The organism is Tenacibaculum sp. SSH1-16 (genome assembly GCF_040104435.1).
Taxonomy (GTDB): Bacteria; Bacteroidota; Bacteroidia; order Flavobacteriales; family Flavobacteriaceae; genus Polaribacter; species Polaribacter mesophilus.
The window spans coordinates 276,298-300,511 of the sequence record NZ_JBECOV010000001.1; the positions used below are offsets into that span (position 1 = coordinate 276,298).

Genomic DNA, 24,214 nt, shown 5'->3' on the forward strand with positions numbered 1-24,214 from the left:
TTTAAAATTTAACATTTAACCCTATTAAGAACGATTTAACGTTAGGAATACCACCTAAATCAACTCCAGCTTCAATTTTACTTCCGTCAGTTCTGTCTTGACCACTTTGAGCTGTTTGATCTACATAGCTTACTTCTGGATCTCCACCAGAATATTTAGTAAATGTAAATGGGTTTCTTACTTGAGCATAAAGTCTCAAACTTTTTATAAACTTCACATCTGAATCTTTTAAGAAGTTAAAGTTATATCCTAAAGTAATATCTGAAATTCTTAAATAATCTGCATCTTCTAAGTATCTACTAGATCTTTGAGTGTTCCATGCAGAAATTTCAGAAGATAAATGAGGCCTCGGATTAGAAGCATTTGTATTTGTTGGTGTCCAATAGTCTAACATTTCTGTTAACATATTTTCAGAATAAGATGGTGCTCCGACTGCTCCTCCATTTAATCCGTCCTCTTTAAAAAGTGCGTATACTTTTTTACCTATAGAGTACTGCCCACTAATTCCTAAATCAAATCCTTTGTATTCAATAGAAGTATTAAAACCACCATAAATAGGAGCTATACCTCCTTCAAATACTTTTTTATCCTCATCAGTAATTTTACCATCACCATTTTGATCAACATAAATCATATCTCCAGCAGCAACTGTTTGTCCATCAACCCCGTCAGCATCTTTATATGTATACTCTTCTGAAGCTACTCCTGCTGATTCTAATATAAAGAACGAACCTAAAGCACTTCCTTCTTTAACAATAGAAGTGAACCCTGTCGTATATTGTCCTGTCTCAGATCCAACCTTTAACACTTCATTATCGTTATATGAAAAGTTAGCTCCAAAATTCCATTTGAAATTTTCTTTTTCGATTATTCTTGCATTAATATTAGCTTCGAATCCTTTATTTGAAATATTACCTACATTTGCTAACATAGTTCTAAATCCACTTTCTTGTGGTACATTAACTCTACTTAAAAGATCTTGAGTTTCTTTTTCATAATAATCTAAATTAACATCTATCCTATCGAATAAAGTAATGTCTAAACCTAAGTTTAAAGCTTGACCTTTCTCCCACTTTAAGTCAGGGTTAAAAATAGTGGTAGCAGCTAAACCTGGTGCTTGATCATAGTTTTCACCAGAACCTATCAAGCTTTGCCCTGAAGCATAAGAAATACCTGTTTGGTTACCTGTATATCCAAAAGAAGCTCTTGCTTTTAATTCATTAATCGCCGGTACATTAAAGAATTTCTCGTTAGAAATGGTCCATCCAATAGATGCTGCTGGGAAACTTCCCCATCTGTTCTCTTTAGTAAATTTTGAAGACCCATCATATCTTGTTGACACCATAAAATGATACTTTGAATCCCAAGATAACTGCAACCTTGTAAAATATGATTCTAATGCCATTGCTTTATAAAAGCTACGTCCTTGATTTATCTCCCCTGCAGAAACTAACCAACTCAAATCACTTGAAGGAAAGTTTTCTCCAGATACGAAAGAATCTTCATATTCCCATTTCTGGAACGAGTGTCCTCCTAATAATGTTAATTTTAGCTTATCATTAGCAAACCTATCTGTATAGGTTACTGTATTCTCAATTAAATAATCTCTGTTATTCTCTGTACTATAGTAACCGTAACCTGTTGGTACTCCATCTCCATTTAAACCTCTTCTTGTGTTAGGAGCATCATATCTATTGTATCTATTACTTCTTATGTTACCACTAAAAGCTGAGTGCCATACTAAACTTTCAATAGGGGTTACATCGAAAAATAATGTACCTCCCAAGTTTTGCCACTTGTCAGTCACTTGTCTTTCAAAAGCAAATAATGGGTTTGAAAAGTTATGAACAGCTATATTACCGTCTGCATCATAAGGACTAACATCTGGTCTTGCTCCTAACGCATTTGAATAAGGTTGATATGTATTATTATCATCTGCAAAAGGTGTTGCTTCTGAAAAAGAAAAGTAAGAATTTACTCCTAACTTTACATAATCATTCATCTTCTGCTCCACATTTAACTTTATACGCCCGATCTTATAATTATCCTTTTTAATAATTCCTTCTTGATCAAATAAAGACGCTGATAAATATGCTCTTGTATTTTCTCCTCCTCCAGCAACACTAAATTGATATCTTTTAACTGTAGCATTATCTCTTAATACTAGCTTCAACCAATCAGTATTATAAGGACTATTTGGCAATGGAGTTAAAATTGTTGGATCTTTTGGCCCAGCTAAAGCTCCGGAAGCAATATCTTGCTCATAGTTTATTCTTGCTGCATCTGATACTTGCTTGTATTGCTCCGCGTTTAATAAACTAGGTCTTTTTATAATATTTTGAAAACCATAAGAAGTATTAAAAGATACGGATATATCTTTTTGATATCCTCCTCTATTTGTCTGAATTAAAACAACTCCATTAGAGGCTCTAGATCCATAAATTGCAGTAGAAGCAGCATCCTTTAAGATACTTATACTCTTAATATCTTCAGGAGAAATCCCTGACATATCTTCTTGTGGCACACCATCAATAATGTATAAAGCACTATTTGAAGCACTTAAAGAACCGTTACCTCTAATACTAATTTGAGTAGCATCACCTGCTCTACCACCTGTACTTACAATTTGTAAACCAGAAGTTTTACCTTGCAAAGCCTGTGTTACATTGGCTACTGGCTTATCTTGTAACTGTTCCACGCCTATAGTTGCTACCGATCCTGTCAAGTCCTTTTTAGAAGTTGATCCATATCCAACAATGACTATCTCTTCTAATAAGTTAGCGTTTTCTTGCATTAAAACATTAAGCTCTGATCCTGCATCTACGACTTTTTCAGTCACTTTCATTCCTACAAAACTGAACACTAAAATATCTCCCTCTTTTGCATTTAATGAATACTTCCCATCAAAGTCTGTCTCAGTACCTGTGGTTGTTCCTTTTAAAATTACATTTACACCAGGTAAAGGCCCTGAACTATCAGACACCACTCCAGTGATTTTTTTCTCCTGTGCGTTCACATTCAGCATAAAGCTGAAAAAGAATAAAACACAGATCACATTTTTTAAATGTAGATTCATAAATTATTAAATTTTTATTAATTAACAGTTGTAAATCTAAAGGCTATAAGTTTTTGTTAACAGCTATTTGAAGTTAACATCCTTTATTTTGATGCGAAAAAACAATTTTAAGAAGTGAGACTTAAAAAGAATAAAACAACCAAATACTAAATAATGTTAATTCTTTTAAAAAAACTTATTTTAGTTCAATTAGAAAAAGATTCTTCTTTATTTTTGCAGCGTCTTAATATTATAATTAAATATTGGTCCCCTTCAATGTCTATAGAGCTAATTTGACATTCTTAAATTTTGACTTTTATTTTAACTAATTTTTAACTAGCTTAAATTTAAGACCCTCATTAGGTTCGAATGTTATATCTGTTAAGAAAACAAAATGTAAATGAAATTATCTATTCTAATCGTTGATAACGAAAAAGCTGCTAGATTAAGGTTTAAAAAATTACTAAGTAATTATAATTTTATAGAAATTATTGATGAATGTTCTAATGGCTTAGACGCTATAAAGAAAATCAACACTTTAAACCCAGATGTTGTATATCTTGACACCAAAATAAACGATATGACTGGGTTTGATATTATCGAAAAAATAACTCTACCTAAAAAGCCTATTTTTATTTTCACAGCTTCTTCTAACGAACATGCTGTGAAAGCTTTTGACTACTTTGCTTTTGATTATCTTTTAAAACCATTAAAAGAAGATCGTTTTTATGCTTCTATTAAAAAGGTTATTGATTATAAGAAAATAGAAAAACTTTCAGATTTAGATAACATCATAGATCTAGTAAAAGAGAAGACTCCTATTGAAATGCCTGTAAAAGGAACCAAGATTAATATTAAATCGGGAAACAAAATAATTTTCTTAGAACGAAACGCTATTAAATATATATCCGCTTCAGGTTATTATGTAGAAATTTTCACTACTGATAATAAAAAGTATCTACTGCGTGAATCTTTATCAAGCATAATTAAAAGGTTAAACTCTAATTTTTTTGTTAGAATTCACAGATCTACTATAATCAACTCTAATTTTATTGATGAGATCATCACTTCCAATTATGGTGAGACAGATGTAAAAATTAACGATAACAAAACCTTTAGAGTAAGTAAAAGCTATAAAAAAGATTTTCAAGAACTTATGGGAGTTAAATAACAATCCTTTCTTTTGAATCATTAATTTTGTTTAATGAACACTAACAAAAAATATAAAAGAATTATTTCTTTAGTTCCTAGTCAAACAGAACTTTTAGTTGATTTAGGTCTCGAAGACAATATATTAGGAATAACAAAATTTTGCGTTCACCCAACACACTTAACTAAAACAAAAACTATTGTTGGTGGCACCAAAAACATAAAAATAGATAAAATTAAAGAGCTTCAACCAGACATTATTCTTTGTAACAGAGAAGAAAACACCAAAGAAATAGTAGAAGCCTGCCAGCAAGTAGCGTTTACCCATGTTTCTGATATTTTTACACTTACAGACTCCATAGAGTTAATTTCTTTGTACGGAAGTTTTTTTGAGAAGCAAATTGAAGCTAAAAAAATAACTAATAAATTAGAGTCAAAAATAATTGATTTTAAAAAGTTTATTAAAAATAAAAAAAGTAGAAAAGTTGCTTATTTTATTTGGAGAAATCCTTGGATGGTTGCAGCAAGTAATACGTTTATAAATCACCTGCTAGAATTAAACAAATTTGAAAATGTTTATGCTAACGAAAAAAGGTATCCAGAAGTTGACATAAAAAATATCAATAAGAAAAAACCAGAATTAATTTTACTTTCTTCTGAACCTTTTCCTTTCAAAGAAAAACACATTCTTGAGATTATAGAACACACTAACAACCTGACTCCTATATTGGTTGACGGTGAATACTTTTCTTGGTACGGTAGTAGACTGTTAAAAGCTTTTGATTACTTTAAGGAGTTACACAACAGGGCTTGACATATCTTCATCTAAATATTTTATTCTATTTAGTTTTTCCAATATCTTCATCGCTTTGAATGCTGAGCGATCACTTTTGCACTCATCTTCATATTTATAATCATTAGCTGTCTCAACCAACCTTAGATATCTCTCTTCAAGATGTTTTCTGTATCTACGTAATTGATTAATTCTTGACATTTATAATTGGGTTAACACGGATTATAAATATACATAATTATTTGATTTACAAAAACATAAAAACCTACAAATAATAAAAAAGGGGAAAACCCTCTTTTATTATAATTAACAACCCTTATTCTGTAATTTACAAATCATATTTCTACTCTTAAAATCTTCAAAAAATATCATATACCATCCAAAAATTATTTTTTTATCTAAACTATCTCTATAAAACTTCTTCTATTTTATAGTAAACTACTGAATTCTACAAAGTCATATTCTGGGGAATATTCTATCATATGCCTTAATACAGACGCATGTCCATTACCTATAACTACTAAAACCCTATCTTCTTTTGTATGGTCTATCTTCTGAATATTTCTAAAAATTCGAAGATTACGGTTATACCACCAAATAGATAAAAAATCTGCACCTCTATTATTATCCAATTTAAAATCTCCAACCAAATAAGCACCGTAGTTATTTTTGTGCCCCTCAATAGAATTCATGTGTTTAAAATATTCTAGTAAATTCACTTTAGAAGGAATTTTAGCGTCCTCATCAAATGATTTTTGAACCATTTTACTATAAGGATCATCTGATTTAAAGTCATAATCTTTCGATAACTCTTTCATGAACTCAGGGTTTAATTTAGACAAATCATTACTTAATGTATTTGCATCTATAGAGTAAATAGTATCTAAATTAAAATCATTTGCTATACGCATCCCTAACTGATAATCTTCACCTCTTTCGTTTCTGTGCTCCCCTTTTTTATATTCTTTATACCTTTTATTCATATTCCAACTTGGTTTTGCTTCAATAGCTACTTTAGTTGGTTTAAACTTTTTGATATATTCTACTAATTCTGTTACTTCTGATTTTTTTGGTTCCCTTAGCACATCTATCTTATCATTTTCTTTTGTTTTAGTATAATCTAACCCTGGATAAGAAAAATGAAAGGTTCCAACCACCAACACTTTGGTTTTACTACTTGGATAATAAGATGCATAAGGCTTCAAAATTGCCTGGTCTTTATCTAATAGTTTTTTTTCTTTATTTTGACAAGAAAACTGTAACAATACCCCAAATAACAATACTAAATATTTCTTCATTCTTTTGTATTTAAAATTTTACACAAGAGTACATTGTTAATTCAGTATACCAATTTTTATTACACCAACCTCTAATTCTTTTAAACAAACAGTTTCTTTTAACAAAGAACTCATGTTAGTTTTATAAAAACATGCTTTTGTAATAACAAAACATTGATTTATCCTATTTTTAATCTCTTAAAGAATATTCCACTTATTTTTGAATAATGAAGTTTTCAAAAGAATTAAAATACAACTTACTCATTATAGCCCTACTAATTTTATTAGATTTTGGTTGGAATTTTTTTACCTCATCTAACAGGTTACCTATAAATTACTCCCTCCTTTTTACACTAACATTTAGTATTAGTTTTTTTACGGTATATTTTCTTAACTACTACTATTTACTCCCTAGACTTTTTAATACGAAAAAGTATATACTATTTGGAGCTTCGGTTATTTTTATGGTTTTTGTTTTTGCAGGAATTCGTTTTTTACTAGAAGAAATTCTATCTCCCATATTATTCAATATTAATAATTACAACATTAACAATCAAAGTATAGTTTTTACTTATTTTTTCGATAGCTTCATTTTCAGCTTTAAAGCTTCTTTATATAGTACTCTGGTATATTTATTTTTTAGATATAGAGAAAACAAAAACAAACTTCATTTATTAGAAATAAAACATCAACAAGCACAATTAACCACTTTAAAATCTCAAATAAGCCCACATTTTTTATTTAATGTACTTAATGGTTTTTACATAGAATTATATGATGAACAACCAGAAACTGCTAACGACATTTTAAAACTCTCACATCTACTACGTTATGTTACTTATGAAACATCTGAAAATTTTGTTTTGTTAGAAAATGAAATACAGTTTCTTAATGACTATCTACACTTCTTTAAACGTAGATATGAAAGTAATTTTTATGTTAGTTTAACTATTCACGGAAATCCTAAAAGCCATAAAATACCATCGTTAATTTTAATCAATTTTATTGAAAATGTTTGTAAGCATGGAGTTATAAACAACCCGAATAAACCTGCCAATATAAACATAACTATTGATGATATTAGCTTGGTAGTTACCACTGAAAACCACACAAACACTTCTGAAAAATATATGGAAACTGGTATTGGAACCGAAAACATTCGAAAAAGATTAGAAGTTCTATATAATGACAATTTTTTACTAACTTTTCAGCAAAGTAATAATATTTTTAACGCATACCTACAATTTCCATTATGAGTAAACAACTAACTTGTATTATCATTGATGATGAACCGCCAGCTATTCGCTTGTTAGAAAAGTATGTAGATAAAGTTCCTTTTCTTTCAGTAAACAGTACTTACACAAATCCGTTAGAAGCCTTAATAGAAATAGAAAAAGGGACTATTGATTTAGTTTTTTTAGACATACAAATGCCTGAAATTACAGGCATACAATTGTCTAAAATTATTAGTAATAAAACTAATATCATTTTTACGACAGCTTATCCTCAATTTGCCCTAGAGAGTTATGATATTGCTGCTATTGATTATTTGCTAAAACCTTTTGATTTTGACCGATTTTACAAAGCTGTTTTAAAAGTTAATAAAAAAATTACCAAGTCAGACCAAAAAATAAACCAGAACACTGAAAATGATTATTTCTTTCTAAAAACAGATGGAAAAAACAAGTTTTCAAAAGTTTTTTTAGATGATATTCTATTTATTGAAGGCTTAAAAAACTACGTTTCAGTTTACTTAAAAAATGAGCGAATTATTACTTACAGCACCTTAAAAAACCTAGTAAGCAGTTTACCTGAAGATAATTTTATCCAAACACACAGGTCATACATTATTTCAATTAAGGCTATTGATAAAATTGAAAACGATTCATTATGGATACAAAAAAAAGAACTTCCTATTGGTAACACCTACAGAAAGTCCTTTTTTGAAAAAATTGCTAGTAAGCAATTATAATTTACCTATTATCTTGTAACGCAAATACCTGACGCAATAATGCTGTATTACGTAACCCTACTTTATTACGTATTCCTTTTTCTTCAACCGCAATCATAGTAAACACACCATCTAACGCTTCAGTTGTTACATAGTCTGTTAAGTCTGGATTCACTTTTTTAACAAACGGAATACTATTGTATTTCGTGATTAAGTTTGACCAAATTTTATCAGCTCCTACTTTCGAAAATGAGTTTTTAATAACTGGATTAAACTCAGCATATAACGCAGAAGTTGTTTTTCCTTCTAAATAAGAAGTTGCAGCATTATCTGCTCCTAATAATATATTCTTTGCATCATTAAATGTAATTTCTTTAACAGCATTTACAAAAATTGGAGTTGCTGTTTTTACAGCATCCTCAGCAGTTCTATTAATTGCTTTTAATCCTTCATCAGCTAAATTACCTAAACCTATCTTTCTCAACCCCTTGTCTACTGCTTGTAATTCCTCTGGTAATAAAATTTTTACCAAGTCATTTTTATAAAAACCATCTTTTGAAGTTAATTTAGTTACTTGATGCTGAATTCCGTTATCTAAAGCTTGACGCAAACCATTACCAATCTGTTCTTGTGTTAACACCCCTCCTTGTGGTAATTGATTTACTACTTTTTGTAATTCTGCACATCCCATAAAAGTAAGTGCAATAAAGAATACTGTAATTTTTTTCATGTCTACTTGTTTGATTTTATCTATTAGAAACAATAAACTATTTATTGTCACATTTATTTGAAACTATCGGTATTTTTATCATATCCATACGGACAGTGTTTACAACCACTTTTACAACAATATCCTCGTCGTAAATGATACGCTTCTTTAAAAACCCTATACCCTTGCTCATTAGTATAATACTCATCAGGAGTGGGTTTTAATATCTTATTTCTCATACTACAAATATCATAAAAAAATACGTTAAACAGACTTTATAGCTCTGCTTAACGTATTTGTATATCTTAAAAAATTTAAATCTTACTTTTTAGCGTTAGGTGGATACTCCGCCATAATCTCAGCCACAAATTCTTTAATACGAGCTTCCTTTCTTTCTACACTACTTGTACTCAAAGCTCCCGTTCCTATCCCTTGCCATACTAACTCTTTTTTGTCAGCATCTAACAAATCAATAAACAACGTACCTTCGGTATATTGAGAAACAGTTACTGGACTTGGTCCATAATACCATGGATAGTAAAATCCTCCATAGAAATTATCATTCACATTAATACGCTCACGAGACTTTGTAAACAAACTCACTAAAACATCTGGGGTAGCTGACTTTGTCATCCCTTTCGCCGTCAACTCTGCTTCAATAGCACGCATAATACGTTTTTTATCTAAATCAGAGATTGGAGCTTTGTCTATGCCTGTTTTGTAAAACGCAAACGTTTTGTATTGATTAAAATCTGTTTGTGTATCATAATCCGTTACTACTCTTACTGAACTACATGAAGTAATTAGTAAAGCTACAATTGGCAAAAAAAGTAATTTTAAATTTTTCATTTTCTAAGAGTTTACATGTTTTCTAATAACGCATCGTCCACTAAGTTTGGAAGTGTAACTTTTAGTTTCTTTTCAACTTCCATGGCACGTTTAATAGCAAAAACAGCTTCATTATTTCGTGCCCAACTACGTCTTGCTATTCCGTTATTCACATCCCAGAAAAGCATTGATTTTAAGCGCCTTGATGCATCTTTAGAACCATCAAGAAGCATGCCAAACCCTCCATTAATTACTTCTCCCCAACCTACTCCACCTCCATTGTGAATAGAAACCCAAGTAGCTCCTCTAAAACTATCTCCTATTACATTATGAATTGCCATATCTGCTGTAAAGCGCGAACCATCATAAATATTAGAAGTTTCACGGTAAGGTGAATCAGTTCCAGATACATCATGATGATCACGACCTAAGACTACTGGACCAATTTTTCCTTTCTTAATTGCTTTGTTAAACGCTTCTGCTATTTTCATACGTCCTTCAGCGTCTGCATATAAAATACGTGCTTGTGAACCTACAACTAACTTATTTTCTTGCGCTCCTTTAATCCACTGAATATTATCTGCCATTTGTTGTTGGATTTCTTCTGGAGATTTTTTCATAATTTTCTCCAATACCTTACAAGCAATCGCATCCGTTTTGGCTAAATCTTCTGGTTTTCCTGAAGTACATACCCAACGGAAAGGCCCAAAACCATAATCAAAACACATAGGCCCCATAATATCTTGTACATAACTAGGATACTTGAACTCTCTTCCCAACATCGGATTTGGGTTCATTACATCAGCTCCTGCTCTACTCGCTTCCAATAAAAAGGCATTCCCGTAATCAAAGAAATACGTTCCTTTTTCTGTATGTTTATTAATCGCTTTTGCGTGACGACGTAAGGTTTCTTGTACTTTTTCTTTAAACAACTCTGGATTATTCGCCATCATTTCGTTTGATTCTTCAAACGACATATCTACTGGATAATAACCTCCTGCCCATGGATTGTGCAACGATGTTTGATCTGAACCTAAATCAATATACACATTTTCTTCAGCAAACTTTTCCCAAACATCCACGATGTTTCCTAAATATGCTAACGAAACAACTTCTTCGTTTTCCTTTGCTTTTCTAACACGTGCTACTAATTCATCTAAATCGGTGATTTTTTCATCAATCCAACCTTGATCTAAACGAACCTGCGTTATTTTCGGATTTACCTCAGCACACACTGTAATACAACCTGCTATATTTCCTGCTTTTGGTTGCGCACCACTCATTCCTCCTAAACCAGCAGTAACAAATAAATTACCTTTTGGAGACTTTCCTATTTTTCTGAATCCGTTTAACACAGTAATTGTTGTTCCATGTACAATTCCTTGTGGACCTATATACATGTAACTTCCTGCTGTCATTTGCCCATATTGAGTTACTCCTAACGCATTAAACTTTTCCCAATCATCTGGTTTTGAATAATTCGGAATCATCATGCCATTGGTAACCACTACTCTTGGTGCATCTTTATGTGATGGGAATAATCCCATTGGGTGTCCTGAATACATTACCAAAGTTTGTTTATTGGTCATTTCAGATAAGTACTTCATGGTTAATAAATACTGTGCCCAATTAGAAAATACTGCTCCATTACCACCATAAGTAATTAATTCGTGAGGATGCTGTGCTACTGCATAATCCAAATTATTTTGAATCATTACCATAATCGCTTTTGCTTGCTCTGATTTCCCTGGATACTCTTCAATAGGACGCGCGTACATCTTATAATCAGGACGGAAACGATACATATAAATTCGTCCGTACCTCTCTAATTCTTCAGCAAATTCTGGTAATAAAGCTGAATGATGTTTTTTATCAAAATAACGCAATGCATTACGTAAAGCCAATTTCTTCTCTTCATCAGTTAAAATTTCTTTACGTTTTGGTGCGTGATTTATGGTGGTGTCATACTCCTTTTTTGGAGGTAATGTAGTAGGTATTCCTTGTTTTATTTGTTCTTTAAAAGTCATTTTATACGGTTTATAGTTTCCAATTAAAAAATGAAAACTTATTAATTTTAAATCTGTTTATAATCGTAAAAATGAAAAAACTATGGATAACGGATATCGGCTCTGTGGTACTGAGCTTCAATCCTCTTTTTATATTTTAGAGTTAAAAAATCCATTTCTTTGAAGTTTGCACAAATATAAGTCTATACAGTTAAAAACAGCATCTTTAAAAAGTATAAATTTTTCTTCTTCTTGTATTTTTACTCTTGTCCTAACAATAAATTGTACCTTTGGTAAGTTTATTGCATGAACAAGTTTATGATATTTATTTCAAAACATATAATACCAAAAGGATTTTCTGGAATGACATTATACCCTTTTATATTCTTAAAAAGAGAAGATTTAAAAGGTGATCCTGTTTTAATAAATCATGAAAAAATACACTTAAAACAGCAATTAGAGTTACTAATTGTCTTCTTTTATCTTTTCTATTTTTTAGAATGGCTTATTAAGCTATTAATTTATCGAAAAACATCATTAGCTTATAAAAACCTAAGTTTTGAACGAGAGGCCTATCAAAATGAACATAATTTAGAATATATCTCTACTCGAAAGAGATGGGCATTCCTTTCTTATTTATAATTGTTAAAACATCCGTCTATTTTTTAAGATTTCCGTAAATTGCGTACCCGAAAATTAAGACAATTTACGAATGGAACAAATAACTCCCTATAAACCTAAACACAAAGTACGAATTGTAACTGCGGCTTCTTTATTTGATGGACACGACGCTGCCATTAATATTATGCGCCGAATTATTCAATCTACTGGGGTTGAAGTAATTCACTTAGGACATGATAGAAGCGTTGAAGAAGTAGTAAACTGTGCTATTCAAGAAGACGCAAATGCAATTGCTATGACTTCGTACCAAGGTGGACACAACGAGTACTTTAAGTACATGTACGATTTATTGCAAGAAAAAGGAGCTGGACATATTAAAATATTTGGAGGTGGTGGCGGAGTAATTCTACCAGAGGAAATCAAAGAATTGATGGACTATGGAATTACTCGTATTTACTCTCCTGATGATGGTCGTGAATTGGGATTACAAGGAATGATTAATGATTTAGTTCAACAATCAGACTTTGCCATTGGAGATGCATTAAATGGAGAAGTAGATAAATTAGCCGATAAAGAAGTTGGCAGTATTGCTCGTGTAATTTCTGCTGCGGAGAACTTCCCCGAAGTTGCTAAAGAAGCTTTAGAAACCATTCATAAAAAAAATAAAAACTCCAAAACTCCAGTATTAGGTATCACGGGTACGGGTGGTGCTGGTAAATCGAGTTTAGTTGACGAATTAGTTCGTCGTTTCTTAATTGATTTTCCAAACAAAACTATCGGATTAATCTCTGTTGATCCTTCAAAAAGAAAAACAGGTGGAGCTTTGTTAGGTGATCGTATTCGTATGAATGCCATCAACAATGAACGTGTATACATGCGTTCATTAGCTACACGTCAATCCAACTTAGCCTTATCTAAGTATGTAAACGAAGCGGTAGAAGTTTTAAAAGCTGCCGAATTTGATTTAATTATTTTAGAGACTTCTGGTATTGGACAATCAGATACAGAGATTATCGAACATTCTGATACTTCTTTGTATGTAATGACTCCCGAATTTGGTGCTGCAACACAGTTAGAAAAAATCGACATGCTTGATTTTGCTGACTTAGTAGCCATTAACAAATTTGATAAAAGAGGAGCTTTAGATGCTTTGCGCGATGTAAAAAAACAATACATGCGTAACAACAATTTATGGGATGTTCATATGGATGACATGCCTGTTTTTGGAACCATTGCATCTCAATTTAACGACCCAGGAATGAATTCGCTATACAAAGCGATTATGGATAAATTAGTTGAAAAGGCGGGAGCTGATTTACAATCTACTTTTGAAATTACGAAAGAAATGTCTGAAAAGATATTTGTAATTCCACCTAGTAGAACACGTTATTTATCTGAAATTTCAGAAAACAACCGCGCTTACGACAAAAAAGTTGATGAGCAAGAAAAAGTAGCTCAGAAATTATACGGAATCTATCAAACCATCTTATCTGTCATTCCGAACGAAGTGACGGAACCTTTCCTTACTAAAAACGGAATTGACCAAGATGCTATTCAGAAACAAGTTCAGGAGGAAGAGCAACCATTTGTAAAGTTATTATTTGCTCAATTCGATAAAGTAAAACTAAATCTTGACCCACATAACTGGGAAATTATTTTAAACTGGCAAGACAAAGTAAAAAAATATAAAGATCCTATTTACTCGTTTAAAGTACGTGATAAGGAAATTAAAATAGAAACACACACAGAATCACTTTCACACACCCAAATTCCGAAAGTAGCGTTACCAAAATACCAAGCTTGGGGTGATTTATTACGTTGGAATTTACAAGAGAATGTCCCTGGAGAATTTCCTTATGCTTCAGGATTATATCCATTTAAACGTACTGGGGAAGATCCAACACGTATGTTTGCTGGTGAAGGTGGACCTGAACGTACCAACCGTCGTTTCCATTATGTAAGTTTAGGTATGCCTGCAAAGCGTTTATCTACTGCATTTGACTCAGTTACGTTATATGGAAACGATCCAGGACACAGACCTGATATTTACGGTAAAATTGGAAATGCAGGAGTATCTATTTGTTGTTTAGACGATGCTAAAAAATTATACTCTGGTTTCGATTTAAGTCATGCTATGACTTCGGTTTCTATGACTATTAATGGTCCTGCTCCGATGTTATTAGGATTCTTTATGAATGCTGCTATCGACCAGAACTGTGAGAAATACATCAAAGAGCATAAGTTAGAGAAAAAGGTTGAAGCAAAACTTAAAGAATTATATGACGATAAAGGTATAGAACGTCCTAAATATAATGGTGATTTACCAGATGGTAATGACGGATTAGGATTACTTCTTTTAGGTGTTACTGGTGATCAAATTTTACCTGCGGATGTATATGCTGAAATTAAAGCAAATACCTTAGCACAAGTACGTGGTACGGTTCAGGCAGATATTTTAAAAGAAGACCAAGCACAAAATACTTGTATTTTCTCTACGGAATTTGCATTACGTTTAATGGGTGATGTACAAGAATATTTTATTGAGAAAAATGTCCGTAATTTCTACTCTGTATCTATCTCAGGATATCATATTGCAGAAGCTGGTGCTAATCCAATTACACAGTTAGCCTTAACCTTAGCGAATGGATTCACCTACGTAGAATACTACTTATCAAGAGGAATGGATATTAATAAGTTTGGTCCAAACTTATCATTCTTCTTCTCTAATGGTATCGATCCTGAATATGCTGTAATTGGTCGTGTAGCTCGTAAAATTTGGGCAAAAGCTTTAAAACATAAATACGGAGCAAACCCAAGAGCACAAATGTTAAAGTACCATATTCAAACTTCTGGACGTTCACTACACGCACAAGAAATTGATTTTAATGATATTCGTACAACACTACAAGCGTTATATGCGATTTACGACAACTGTAACTCGTTACATACAAATGCTTATGATGAAGCAATTACAACGCCTACAGAAGAATCTGTACGTCGTGCGATGGCAATTCAATTAATCATCAATAAAGAATTAGGATTAGCTAAAAACGAAAATCCAATTCAAGGTTCTTTTATTATTGAAGAGTTGACTGATTTAGTAGAGGAAGCTGTGTTAACTGAATTCGATAGAATTACGGAGCGTGGTGGTGTTTTAGGAGCAATGGAAACGATGTACCAACGTTCTAAAATTCAAGAAGAGAGTTTATACTACGAAACCTTAAAACATACAGGTGAATTCCCAATTATTGGAGTAAACACCTTCTTAAGTTCTAAAGGTTCTCCAACGGTTACTCCACAAGAAGTTATTCGTGCTACCGAAGAGGAAAAACAATTCCAAATCAAAACGAAAGAGAATCTGAACAAAGCGCATGAAGATAAAATAGAACAACTTTTATCTGAAATGCAATCGGCTGCTATTAACAATCAAAACCTTTTTGAAAAATTAATGGATGCTACCAAAGTTTGTTCGTTAGGACAAATTACTTCAGCATTATTTGAAGTTGGTGGTCAATACAGACGAAACATGTAAAAGGCAATGCCTTTAAATAAATATTTAAAGCCTCACTTAAATTTAAGTGAGGCTTTTTATACTTTTAAATATCTTCTTTATTAAAGAGTTTCTATTCCTTAAACTTTTGTTTTAAAATAATAAAATGTTAAATAAAAAAATTACACGCAACCTTTCTATTTCTGTAGCGTCTAATCAATAATAATTTGATACAACTCCATTAATTCTATGAAAAAAATCTTTTTAATAACTACTCTTTTCTCTTTACTATTTGCTTGTAGTAACGAAACTAAAATTAATTTACCAGAAAGTCCAGAACCTCCTTTAGATAACTTAGAAGTCCACACCTTACCCGTAGTCGTACACATAATACATGATGGAGAAAGTATAGGCGGAGGCTTTAACCTAGCTACCGAACGTATTCAAGAACAAATTCAATCTTTAAATCACGATTTTAGAAGAGTAGTAGGCACTTTAGGAGAAAACAATTCCCCACTTAGTAGTGACTCATTTATTCAATTTAAACTTGCAGAAATAGATCCTAACGGAAACCCAACTAACGGAATTAACCGTATTAATTATTACGACAACACTCCCGTAAGAGGTGATAAAGACAGATTTGATTGGCTTCCTGAGTTTGAATATTGGAATCCTAATAAATATATCAACATATGGGTATATGGCGGGTATGCCCCTAATACATTTGCTGGCGCAGCTTCTTTTCCTACCACTAACTTACCTGGAATAGAAGATGAGTTAAAAACCATAGGTGATGGTATTCTAATTAATGTTCATCACTTTGGAAAATCCGATGTTTCTGGAGGTCTCAATCTTGGTAAAACATTAACCCACGAAATGGGACATTTCTTAGGTTTATTACATATTTGGGGAACTGCTCTTGAAGGAAAACCTTGTTATGACCATGACGATTTTATTGAAGACACACCACCTGTAAGTAGTTCTATTGATGGTTGTGATGGGACAATTCCTAAAGCCTGTGATGGACAACCTGCTCCTGTAAACAACTATATGAATCTTACTGATGATAGATGTATGAATGTATTTACCAAAGGACAAATTAAACGAATGAGATATGTACTTGAACATGCAGAAAGAAGAAAAACACTAATTACCTCTGATGTGATAAATAGATAACTTACTATTAAAAATTTTAACTACGTAAATAAGTAGAAATAGTTTTATCTCTACTTATTTTTTATAAAACTCTTTCAGTACGTAAAACTGTTTTGTTTTCAACACTTATTTCAGAACCTTCTAGCAAAAATACAGAGCTAGGTTTTTGACTCTGTAAAAAAGAAAAATGCGCTCCATAAGTAGCAGTAAAATCAACATCTATTTTATAATCTGTCACTAGATAATAACTCCAAGTAGGGTGCTTCACTTCGTATTCAGTAGTTTTACTTTCACTCTTAGCATATCCCCAATAATGCTCTGCTATAAATTCAATTTCTGTATTCGGTTCAATAGCTATTGATTTTGATAAGCTTTCAACTGATATTGAATTCCATTTCTTATTTATTTTCCATTGATACGATATTTTTAACTTATTATCTTTCTCTACCCAACTATGTTTCATGGGTAATGTTTGATAGTTTTCTTTATAAATAGTATTCGCTACAAAGGTTATAGCTGGCTTGGGTACTATTTCTTTTATAAAAACTACCCCTCTCTTATCTTTTCTTTTTACATAAAATCGAAGATTTACTTCTTCAAAATTTACATGAAAAGGAACTCTTACACCTAATAAGTTTGTATTTAAGAACATAAATCCCACAACACTTATATAGCATTTATTTTCATAAAAATCTAACTTAGTACCTTTAGGTATATACTCTTTTAGCACTTCTGGATTCACCTCATAATTTACCATGACCAATTTTCGCCATTCTGCTTTTAAAAAACTCATATAATTCTATTTTTTAATTAATTCACAAACCTCATAAGTAAAATACTTATGAGGTTTACTTACTCTTTTTCTAATTTGTTAAGTAATTTCCCCTAACTATTCTCTTGTCTATTTAGCTTTAAATATTCCATTTTACTTGCTTTTCTACCTTTCAAAAAGAAAATGATAAAGAAAATCATAACAATTCCCAAGTAAATAGAAAAGCCTCCAATTTTAGCACTTAGTGCTTCAACTAAACTTTTATAATTTGTCAGACTATAAACTTGAATAATTCTTAATGCAAACCCTATGTTTAATAGGTAAAAACCAATTTTAAATAGCTTGTTCGTAGCAAATGCTATTTCTTGTTTTTGATTAAAAATATCTAACATAAAAATCTTACTGTTTTTAAATAAATGCTGAGAAACAAAAGTTGTTAAACCAATGCTAATAGGTAAATAAATTAAATACGCTATTAATTCTAAATTTCCATTCATAACTATTACTTTTTTAAATGTTTGTGAATTAAATGAACCATATAGATATTACTAAAATGTAGTATTCCAATAACTAATAAAATAAAACTGAACCTTAAACATAACTCTACCAATAAAGTATTTATGCCTTCTATTTCATTTATAGAGTTTAAGCTCCAAATAGCCAATCCTATGTTTAAGCAGTAGTATGCAACAAGTAATGTGTTATTTATTGCGTTACCAGTTGACAAATCATTAGGAAAATAATTTTGTGTGTAGATTTTTCCATTTTGAAAACAAAGGCTACCTACATAAAAAACAACTGCTATAGAAAAAGTTAAATAAGATATATAAGTGAGTAGTATCATTTCGCTAATATTGATTTTAATTTTTCTATAAAAAGAGTTATGAATAAAGCCAATATTATCGGTATAGTATATAGAATATATTTCATAATTAAAATCTCTTTTTCTTTTTCATAGACTACAGTGAAAAATATAATTAAAAAATAACAAAGCACAGTGGCTAAGTAAATTATCTGAGAAAATTTTAAGTATCTATTCATCTCATTCCACAGATATAGTGTAGTAAAACCAAATAGTATCTGAAAAAAACCTAAGGGTATAGCCAATAATGCTGCAATTGCTAAACAATCATTCTCAATTACACCTAATATTAACAAAACTATAAAGGGAAGCATTAAAAATCTATTAATACAAGAGATTACAGATATTGTATATTTCATATTTTCAGAAATTTTTGAAAGTTAATGTTTAAATTTTTTTACTTTTTTATCATTTTGGTAAAGTTAGATAACAACCAATGTTCATCAGCCTTGATTGCATTCTCTAAAATGCCATTTACAGTTTTGGTAACAGATGATAAATCATTCATTACTTTTTTAAAGGCTTCTGCTTCTTCAGAGTTCTCTTTAACATCCTCTTGTAACTCATCTAACACTTTTAAAACAGGTTCAATTTCCCTTTTCTTACGCTCTTTCGTTACCTGTTTAAATAGTTCCCAGATATCCTTGTCCGCGACAAAAAACTCTTTACGCTCTCCCACTACAAACTCTTTACTTACAATTCCCCAGTCAATCAAAGCACGAACATTCATGTTTACATTACCTCTAGAAATTTTTAGAGTTTCCATAATTTCATCGGCTGAAAGTGGTTTGGTTGAAACCAATAATAAAGCATGGACTTGCGCCATGGTTTTATTAACTCCCCAATTGGTGGCTAAACTACCCCAAGTATGAATGTATTTTAATTTTGCATCTTCTAATTTCATACTACAAACATACAATATTTTATTAAACTTTCAATAATTTCTGAAAATAAAAAAACAAAGATTTTACCCTAACTAAAAACGGTCTTTTTCCTTAAAAACGAATAATAAACATAGCATACTTTACTATTTTCTAATCAAACAACATAAATATGAGTACACAATTGTATTTTATTACATCTGGTAAAATGACTATCCAATTAAACGGAATGGCCTTTGGTAAACATTTAAAAGATCCTGTAAAAAACATAAAACATTTCGGAACGAAACAACATAGTCTAGAATTAGTTTCTAATAACCCAAATAACTTTACTGATTGGGGGATTATAGAATTGATAGACCTACATCCTTCAATGGGACAGTTAACTGTATCTATTGATTGTGATGATTGGGGATGGTTCGGTACTGCCCAAATTCAATTAAAAATGAACAACCAAATTGTACTTAACGATAATTTTCAATCAGGAGTTAAAGGTCCAATAGGCAATCCACTTCGTATAAAAAGATTTCCTATTACCAATTTTTAAACTCTATTATTACACAAAAAACATTTTATTATCCTTACAATTAATTTTGTAAGGTTTTTTATTTTCAAAAAAATGAAACTTTCTTGTAATAATTTTACTTTTCAGAATACCTATCAAGAAAACCAAATTTTGAGTAACGATTTTTATATAACATCCATTTTACCACATGCTGGTATTATTATTAAAATATGTAGAGCTTATACGGACTCTCAGGAAGACTTTGAAGACTTTTATCAAGAAGCTTGTTTACAAATATGGAAAAGCAGAGATGCTTTCCAAAACAAATCGAAATGGTCTACTTGGATATACAGAATTACGCTAAATGTTTGTTTAACCTTAGCGAAGAGAAATGCTAAAAAAGAATATTCTTTAGAGAAAACTCCCAATTTATCGGAGGATAATAAAGCTTTTCAAAACGAAGATTTAAACTTGTTATATGATGCTATTAAAAAATTATCTGAAGTCGACAGAGCGATAATTTTACTGCATTTAGAAGAAAATCCTTACAAAGAAATTGCTGCAATTATTGGAACTAGCGCTAACAATATTGCAGTACGTATTAACAGAATTAAAAAACAATTAAAAATAATATTAGATGGAAAAATCAATTGAAAAAAGATGGAATGAAGCTTTCATAAATGAACAATCATTAATAGCTCCAAAAATTAACGATATATACAACCAGAAATCTAAATCGGTTATTAATAAAATTAGAAGAACCTACGAGTTTGACAATAAAGGATTGCTTCCTATGGCAGGAATTGTAGTTATCGGAGGAATACTTTTATCTGAAACTATTATAGGAGCATACGGTGCTTTTTTAATCTTAAGTTTGTATTTCTTTAATACAAAATTGTTAAAAAGATTTAAGACTATTGATGTTAAATCTGACAACTTAACATATTTAAAAAATTATAGAAGTGTAATTAACTCGGTATCTAAAGCCACAAAAAAGTTATTTGTTTTTGCAATTCCACTAGCTATTGTATCAATTTTTGCTCTGGCTTACGGTGTGAAAGAAAAAAGTTTTTTATCTAACTATATTTCTAGCGATTCATCCTTTTTAGAGATTATAGGAGTTGGACTTATCGTAGCAATTGTGACTGGAGTTATTGGTTTCGTAGTGTATAATATCTCAACTAGAATTTTATATCATAGCCTTATATCTAAACTAGACGATATTATTAAAGAAATGGAAGAATTAAAAACTTCTTAATTAATCATAAACCTGAATTGTTCTTTTATAATTCTGGTTTATTTTTTTGTTCTGGTTCGTTTACGAAGTTTAAAAATTCTATCGTCATAATAGACTTTTAGTTCGTCAACAAATGACATAGGATTTTTGTATGTTGTTAAAACTTTATAAGTATAACTATCTAACAAATTGGTTAATTGCTTTTCTAAACGTTCTACCTCATTTGTTAAATAAGTAGTGTTGCTAGTTGTTTTTTTTACTAATGTTATATCTTTATTAAAACTCAACGCTGTATTACCTCCAAAAATATGAGCATGAAAAGCCTCTAACTCTTCCAAGCTTCCGTTTTGATATATTTCAATCAGCTTTGTTGTTGTTTCTAATGCTTTTTGTTGCTCATTTTCTTGCATCGAAAATTTATCAGGATGCACATACAACATTGCTTCTTTATATAATCTCTTCTTCTCTTTTTGATTGACTTTCTCTACTTCTTCTTTTTTCGAAACAGGCACAATACCTGTATATTCTTTGTAATTTTTACCTTTTCGCTTTTGTACTAACCTTTTTTCCTTTTTAGCTTTCTTTTGTGCTTTATATAAGATGGTTAGCTCTCGTTCTTCTATTAACAAATCAGCAATTGAATTTCGTAACGATTGTTCAAAAGGAAGCAGCTTGGTTTTAATTGCTTCAATCTTACCTTTTAACGCTTTGATTTTCTCTTCTAAGTTTAAAATAGCGTCTGAATTAGCATCAATAGGAAAATGGTTCTCGTTCATAATACACTATCCTTTCCTTTGTAAAATGGTCAATCCTACTCGTATTTTTTCATATGGAACTTTCTCTCCTAAAAACTCAAAATAAGGTTTTAAAGCTGTTTCATTTTTCAATACTTTTTTGGCATTTGCTACCAAAGCTAATGTATCTGCCTCTATAAACTCATCCAAACTCACATCTTTTCCCTCTAGGTATAACTTAGATAAATGAGAAAAAATAGTGGTGGGTTTTAACCCTCGGTTCTCTGCTATTTCTTCAACCGTAAATCCTTCTTTATATAGCTTAAACGTTTCTAAAGTGGTATCTTTTTTAGTTTTCTTCTTTTCGTTTAAAAACGTTTTGATTTCTTCCATAAACTCAGCCCCATACACTTCTAGTTTTCGTTGTCCTACTCCACTAATGGCTAAAAATTCTTCGTCAGATTGTGGTCTTTCATTCTCTATTTCTTTAAGTGTAGCATCATTAAAAACTAAATATGCTGCAATATCTTCTTCTTGGGCAATGCGATAACGCAGTTTTCTCAAACGCTCAAATAACGTATCCTTAACTGCTTTTTTCTTTTTCTCTTTTGTTACCGTTTTTACTTCCTTTGTAAACGCTACAGGAGTAGTTAATTGTACTTTTTCTCCTTCAAAAAGCACTTTATTCGAAAACTCAGTAAGCTGTAAACTGTTGTTTAAATGAAAAGCTATTTGACAATATCCTTGATTGGTTAACTGAATTAAATAATGTTGCCAATCTCTCCAAGAAATATCGTTACCAACACCGTAGGTTTTCAATCTATCGTAGCTTTTATCTAAAACCGTGGCATTTTTGGCTCCTCTAAGTACATCAATTACAGTTCCCATAGCTTCTTTTCCTTGTAATCGATAAATAGCTGAGAGTCCTTTTTGCGCAATAACAGTTCCATCAAAAAATTGTGGAGGATTCTTACACACATCACAATTTCCGCAGTTTTCTTCAATTAGTTCTCCAAAATAACTGAGTAATATTTTTCTTCGGCAAACCGTAGCTTCCGCAAATTGCTTCATACGTTCTAATTTTGCCTCTTGAACTTCTTTATTTCCTGTGTTTTCTATAAACTGACGTAGTTGAATAACATCTGCGTAACTATGAAATAATAAAGCCTTTGCAGGTAATCCATCACGACCAGAACGTCCTATCTCTTGATAATAACCTTCAATGTTTTTAGGCATATTGTAGTGTATTACCCAACGAACGTTCGATTTGTCAATTCCCATTCCAAAAGCAATAGTCGCGCAAATTACTTCACAATCATCTTTAATAAAGGCCTCTTGAGTTTTAGCTCTTTCTTCAAAAGATAATCCCGCATGATATGCTTTAGCATCAATGTTATTTTCTTGTAACTTTTTTGCTAATTGTTCCGTTGCTTTTCTACTTAAGCAATAAACAATTCCTGCTTCATTAGGTCTCCTCTGAATAAACTTTATAATTTGTTGTACTCTATCGTTTGCAGGACGAACTTCTAAAGCAATATTCTCTCTATTGAAAGAACTTATAAACTGATTAGCATTTGGCACTGCTAATTGCTCTAAAATATCTTGCTGTGTAGCTTTATCAGCCGTTGCTGTTAATGCTACAATCGGAATTTCAGGTAATGATTTTTTTAAAAATGCTAATTGCTTGTAGGAAGGGCGAAAATCGTGCCCCCATGCAGAAATACAGTGTGCCTCATCAACAGCAATACAGCTTATATAAGATTGATTTAACACATTTTGAAGTAGTGATAAACTTTCAGGAGCGACATATAGTAGTTTTATACTTTTTGATGCTATAGCTTCAAATACTTCTTGTTGTTCTTCTGTTGATTGACTACTGTTAAAAAAAGTAGCAGGAATTCCGTTTGCTTTTAAGCTATCTACTTGATCTTTCATCAAAGCAATTAATGGAGAAATCACCAATGTAACACCTTCAAAAAATAATGCTGGTAATTGGTAACAAATAGATTTCCCTCCACCTGTTGGCATAATAACCAACGTATCCTTTTTTGCTACTATATTTTCAATTATAGCCTGTTGCTCTAAACGAAAGCTATCATATCCAAAATTTACTTTTAATTTTTCTAACAATTCTTGTTCTGTAATCTGCATCATTTGGCAAAAATAGGAATAAAAAAAGCGCAGAGTTT

General features: G+C 31.2%; 22 protein-coding genes. 10 read left to right on the top strand and 12 right to left on the bottom strand.

The window, feature by feature from the left end; genetic code table 11:
* Window position 1: 1 nt before the first annotated feature.
* Window positions 2-3,076 carry a TonB-dependent receptor gene (locus ABMY20_RS01390; RefSeq protein ID WP_349264450.1) on the bottom strand — a complete coding sequence of 1,025 codons (3,075 nt, stop codon included), beginning with the start codon at window positions 3,074-3,076 and terminating at the stop codon, window positions 2-4.
* Window positions 3,077-3,455: 379 nt separating this feature from the next.
* On the opposite strand from ABMY20_RS01390, the gene ABMY20_RS01395 reads away from it, so the two are divergent.
* Together ABMY20_RS01395 and ABMY20_RS01400 are read left to right on the top strand one after the other, a co-directional pair.
* Window positions 3,456-4,226, top strand: a complete 771-nt coding sequence (locus ABMY20_RS01395) for a LytTR family DNA-binding domain-containing protein (RefSeq protein WP_159613575.1) — start codon at window positions 3,456-3,458, stop codon at window positions 4,224-4,226.
* Between the two features lie 33 nt (window positions 4,227-4,259).
* The gene (locus tag ABMY20_RS01400) at window positions 4,260-5,018 is read left to right on the top strand and encodes a helical backbone metal receptor (RefSeq protein ID WP_073181601.1); all 759 of its coding nucleotides are present in this window, start codon (window positions 4,260-4,262) and stop codon (window positions 5,016-5,018) included.
* Here the strand turns inward: ABMY20_RS01400 and ABMY20_RS01405 are convergent.
* The gene (locus tag ABMY20_RS01405; protein ID WP_047788449.1) at window positions 5,001-5,198 is read right to left on the bottom strand and encodes a hypothetical protein; all 198 of its coding nucleotides are present in this window, start codon (window positions 5,196-5,198) and stop codon (window positions 5,001-5,003) included. The genes ABMY20_RS01400 and ABMY20_RS01405 overlap by 18 nt on opposite strands.
* Window positions 5,199-5,425: 227 nt before the next feature.
* Window positions 5,426-6,295 (bottom strand): DUF5694 domain-containing protein, encoded by an 870-nt coding sequence (locus ABMY20_RS01410; RefSeq protein ID WP_349264451.1) that lies wholly within the window; start codon window positions 6,293-6,295, stop codon window positions 5,426-5,428.
* 206 nt (window positions 6,296-6,501) lie between these two features.
* On the opposite strand from ABMY20_RS01410, the gene ABMY20_RS01415 reads away from it, so the two are divergent.
* Both ABMY20_RS01415 and ABMY20_RS01420 read left to right on the top strand, forming a co-directional pair.
* A complete protein-coding gene (locus ABMY20_RS01415; RefSeq protein WP_173359871.1) occupies window positions 6,502-7,530 on the top strand; it encodes a histidine kinase in 1,029 nt (342 codons plus the stop codon).
* On the top strand, window positions 7,527-8,246 hold the full coding sequence (locus tag ABMY20_RS01420) for a LytTR family DNA-binding domain-containing protein (protein WP_349264452.1): 720 nt from the start codon (window positions 7,527-7,529) through the stop codon (window positions 8,244-8,246). The genes ABMY20_RS01415 and ABMY20_RS01420 overlap by 4 nt, the downstream gene beginning before the upstream one ends.
* A 1-nt stretch (window position 8,247) precedes the next feature.
* Here ABMY20_RS01420 and ABMY20_RS01425 read toward each other — a convergent pair whose 3' ends face one another.
* The 4 genes from ABMY20_RS01425 to ABMY20_RS01440 all read right to left on the bottom strand — a co-directional run bounded on the left by ABMY20_RS01425 (window position 8,248) and on the right by ABMY20_RS01440 (window position 11,789).
* Window positions 8,248-8,955: a DUF4197 domain-containing protein gene (locus tag ABMY20_RS01425; RefSeq protein ID WP_159613567.1), complete on the bottom strand. Its 708-nt coding sequence runs from the start codon at window positions 8,953-8,955 to the stop codon at window positions 8,248-8,250.
* Window positions 8,956-9,008: 53 nt separating this feature from the next.
* Window positions 9,009-9,173: a DUF5522 domain-containing protein gene (locus ABMY20_RS01430; protein WP_159432107.1), complete on the bottom strand. Its 165-nt coding sequence runs from the start codon at window positions 9,171-9,173 to the stop codon at window positions 9,009-9,011.
* 82 nt (window positions 9,174-9,255) lie between these two features.
* Complete coding sequence (locus tag ABMY20_RS01435) at window positions 9,256-9,783, bottom strand: DUF4136 domain-containing protein (protein ID WP_159613565.1); 528 nt, start codon at window positions 9,781-9,783, stop codon at window positions 9,256-9,258.
* An 11-nt stretch (window positions 9,784-9,794) separates the two neighbouring features.
* Complete coding sequence (locus ABMY20_RS01440; RefSeq protein ID WP_047788452.1) at window positions 9,795-11,789, bottom strand: urocanate hydratase; 1,995 nt, start codon at window positions 11,787-11,789, stop codon at window positions 9,795-9,797.
* A 285-nt stretch (window positions 11,790-12,074) separates the two neighbouring features.
* Here ABMY20_RS01440 and ABMY20_RS01445 point away from each other — a divergent pair, with 285 nt between their 5' ends.
* From ABMY20_RS01445 to ABMY20_RS01455, 3 genes are all read left to right on the top strand, one after another.
* Window positions 12,075-12,410, top strand: coding sequence for a hypothetical protein (locus ABMY20_RS01445; RefSeq protein ID WP_349264453.1), 336 nt, complete (start codon window positions 12,075-12,077; stop codon window positions 12,408-12,410).
* 70 nt (window positions 12,411-12,480) lie between these two features.
* A complete protein-coding gene (locus ABMY20_RS01450) occupies window positions 12,481-15,921 on the top strand; it encodes a methylmalonyl-CoA mutase family protein (RefSeq protein WP_349264454.1) in 3,441 nt (1,146 codons plus the stop codon).
* 207 nt (window positions 15,922-16,128) lie between these two features.
* Window positions 16,129-17,055, top strand: coding sequence for a M43 family zinc metalloprotease (locus tag ABMY20_RS01455; RefSeq protein WP_349264455.1), 927 nt, complete (start codon window positions 16,129-16,131; stop codon window positions 17,053-17,055).
* Window positions 17,056-17,116: 61 nt separating this feature from the next.
* Here the strand turns inward: ABMY20_RS01455 and ABMY20_RS01460 are convergent, their stop codons facing one another.
* The 3 genes from ABMY20_RS01460 to ABMY20_RS01470 all read right to left on the bottom strand — a co-directional run bounded on the left by ABMY20_RS01460 (window position 17,117) and on the right by ABMY20_RS01470 (window position 19,572).
* On the bottom strand, window positions 17,117-17,827 hold the full coding sequence (locus tag ABMY20_RS01460; RefSeq protein WP_349264456.1) for a DUF2071 domain-containing protein: 711 nt from the start codon (window positions 17,825-17,827) through the stop codon (window positions 17,117-17,119).
* A 92-nt stretch (window positions 17,828-17,919) separates the two neighbouring features.
* On the bottom strand, window positions 17,920-18,303 hold the full coding sequence (locus ABMY20_RS01465; protein WP_253056128.1) for a hypothetical protein: 384 nt from the start codon (window positions 18,301-18,303) through the stop codon (window positions 17,920-17,922).
* 762 nt (window positions 18,304-19,065) lie between these two features.
* Window positions 19,066-19,572 carry a MarR family transcriptional regulator gene (locus tag ABMY20_RS01470; RefSeq protein ID WP_349264457.1) on the bottom strand — a complete coding sequence of 169 codons (507 nt, stop codon included), beginning with the start codon at window positions 19,570-19,572 and terminating at the stop codon, window positions 19,066-19,068.
* Between the two features lie 149 nt (window positions 19,573-19,721).
* Here ABMY20_RS01470 and ABMY20_RS01475 point away from each other — a divergent pair, with 149 nt between their 5' ends.
* The 3 genes from ABMY20_RS01475 to ABMY20_RS01485 all read left to right on the top strand — a co-directional run bounded on the left by ABMY20_RS01475 (window position 19,722) and on the right by ABMY20_RS01485 (window position 21,312).
* A complete protein-coding gene (locus ABMY20_RS01475) occupies window positions 19,722-20,096 on the top strand; it encodes a hypothetical protein (RefSeq protein ID WP_125343505.1) in 375 nt (124 codons plus the stop codon).
* Window positions 20,097-20,168: 72 nt separating this feature from the next.
* Window positions 20,169-20,708 (top strand): sigma-70 family RNA polymerase sigma factor, encoded by a 540-nt coding sequence (locus ABMY20_RS01480; protein ID WP_253056133.1) that lies wholly within the window; start codon window positions 20,169-20,171, stop codon window positions 20,706-20,708.
* Window positions 20,692-21,312 carry a hypothetical protein gene (locus ABMY20_RS01485; protein ID WP_349264458.1) on the top strand — a complete coding sequence of 207 codons (621 nt, stop codon included), beginning with the start codon at window positions 20,692-20,694 and terminating at the stop codon, window positions 21,310-21,312. The genes ABMY20_RS01480 and ABMY20_RS01485 overlap by 17 nt, the downstream gene beginning before the upstream one ends.
* A gap of 38 nt (window positions 21,313-21,350) precedes the next feature.
* Here the strand turns inward: ABMY20_RS01485 and ABMY20_RS01490 are convergent, their stop codons facing one another.
* Together ABMY20_RS01490 and recQ are read right to left on the bottom strand one after the other, a co-directional pair.
* Window positions 21,351-22,067, bottom strand: coding sequence for a hypothetical protein (locus ABMY20_RS01490; RefSeq protein WP_253056135.1), 717 nt, complete (start codon window positions 22,065-22,067; stop codon window positions 21,351-21,353).
* A gap of 6 nt (window positions 22,068-22,073) precedes the next feature.
* Window positions 22,074-24,179, bottom strand: a complete 2,106-nt coding sequence (recQ, locus tag ABMY20_RS01495) for a DNA helicase RecQ (RefSeq protein ID WP_349264459.1) — start codon at window positions 24,177-24,179, stop codon at window positions 22,074-22,076.
* Window positions 24,180-24,214 lie beyond the last annotated feature (35 nt).

What these genes read in the sequence shown, in the direction of transcription:
- ABMY20_RS01455 (WP_349264455.1), top strand. Translation starts at nt 16,129, where the DNA reads ATGAAAAAAATCTTTTTAATAACTACTCTTTTCTCTTTACTATTTGCT.
- ABMY20_RS01405 (WP_047788449.1), bottom strand. Translation starts at nt 5,198, where the DNA reads ATGTCAAGAATTAATCAATTACGTAGATACAGAAAACATCTTGAAGAG.
- ABMY20_RS01490 (WP_253056135.1), bottom strand. Translation starts at nt 22,067, where the DNA reads ATGAACGAGAACCATTTTCCTATTGATGCTAATTCAGACGCTATTTTA.
- ABMY20_RS01475 (WP_125343505.1), top strand. Translation starts at nt 19,722, where the DNA reads ATGAGTACACAATTGTATTTTATTACATCTGGTAAAATGACTATCCAA.
- ABMY20_RS01440 (WP_047788452.1), bottom strand. Translation starts at nt 11,789, where the DNA reads ATGACTTTTAAAGAACAAATAAAACAAGGAATACCTACTACATTACCT.
- ABMY20_RS01465 (WP_253056128.1), bottom strand. Translation starts at nt 18,303, where the DNA reads ATGAATGGAAATTTAGAATTAATAGCGTATTTAATTTATTTACCTATT.
- ABMY20_RS01395 (WP_159613575.1), top strand. Translation starts at nt 3,456, where the DNA reads ATGAAATTATCTATTCTAATCGTTGATAACGAAAAAGCTGCTAGATTA.
- ABMY20_RS01410 (WP_349264451.1), bottom strand. Translation starts at nt 6,295, where the DNA reads ATGAAGAAATATTTAGTATTGTTATTTGGGGTATTGTTACAGTTTTCT.
- ABMY20_RS01450 (WP_349264454.1), top strand. Translation starts at nt 12,481, where the DNA reads ATGGAACAAATAACTCCCTATAAACCTAAACACAAAGTACGAATTGTA.
- ABMY20_RS01400 (WP_073181601.1), top strand. Translation starts at nt 4,260, where the DNA reads ATGAACACTAACAAAAAATATAAAAGAATTATTTCTTTAGTTCCTAGT.
- ABMY20_RS01480 (WP_253056133.1), top strand. Translation starts at nt 20,169, where the DNA reads ATGAAACTTTCTTGTAATAATTTTACTTTTCAGAATACCTATCAAGAA.
- ABMY20_RS01420 (WP_349264452.1), top strand. Translation starts at nt 7,527, where the DNA reads ATGAGTAAACAACTAACTTGTATTATCATTGATGATGAACCGCCAGCT.
- ABMY20_RS01460 (WP_349264456.1), bottom strand. Translation starts at nt 17,827, where the DNA reads ATGAGTTTTTTAAAAGCAGAATGGCGAAAATTGGTCATGGTAAATTAT.
- recQ (WP_349264459.1), bottom strand. Translation starts at nt 24,179, where the DNA reads ATGATGCAGATTACAGAACAAGAATTGTTAGAAAAATTAAAAGTAAAT.
- ABMY20_RS01485 (WP_349264458.1), top strand. Translation starts at nt 20,692, where the DNA reads ATGGAAAAATCAATTGAAAAAAGATGGAATGAAGCTTTCATAAATGAA.
- ABMY20_RS01470 (WP_349264457.1), bottom strand. Translation starts at nt 19,572, where the DNA reads ATGAAATTAGAAGATGCAAAATTAAAATACATTCATACTTGGGGTAGT.
- ABMY20_RS01435 (WP_159613565.1), bottom strand. Translation starts at nt 9,783, where the DNA reads ATGAAAAATTTAAAATTACTTTTTTTGCCAATTGTAGCTTTACTAATT.
- ABMY20_RS01390 (WP_349264450.1), bottom strand. Translation starts at nt 3,076, where the DNA reads ATGAATCTACATTTAAAAAATGTGATCTGTGTTTTATTCTTTTTCAGC.
- ABMY20_RS01430 (WP_159432107.1), bottom strand. Translation starts at nt 9,173, where the DNA reads ATGAGAAATAAGATATTAAAACCCACTCCTGATGAGTATTATACTAAT.
- ABMY20_RS01415 (WP_173359871.1), top strand. Translation starts at nt 6,502, where the DNA reads ATGAAGTTTTCAAAAGAATTAAAATACAACTTACTCATTATAGCCCTA.
- ABMY20_RS01425 (WP_159613567.1), bottom strand. Translation starts at nt 8,955, where the DNA reads ATGAAAAAAATTACAGTATTCTTTATTGCACTTACTTTTATGGGATGT.
- ABMY20_RS01445 (WP_349264453.1), top strand. Translation starts at nt 12,075, where the DNA reads ATGAACAAGTTTATGATATTTATTTCAAAACATATAATACCAAAAGGA.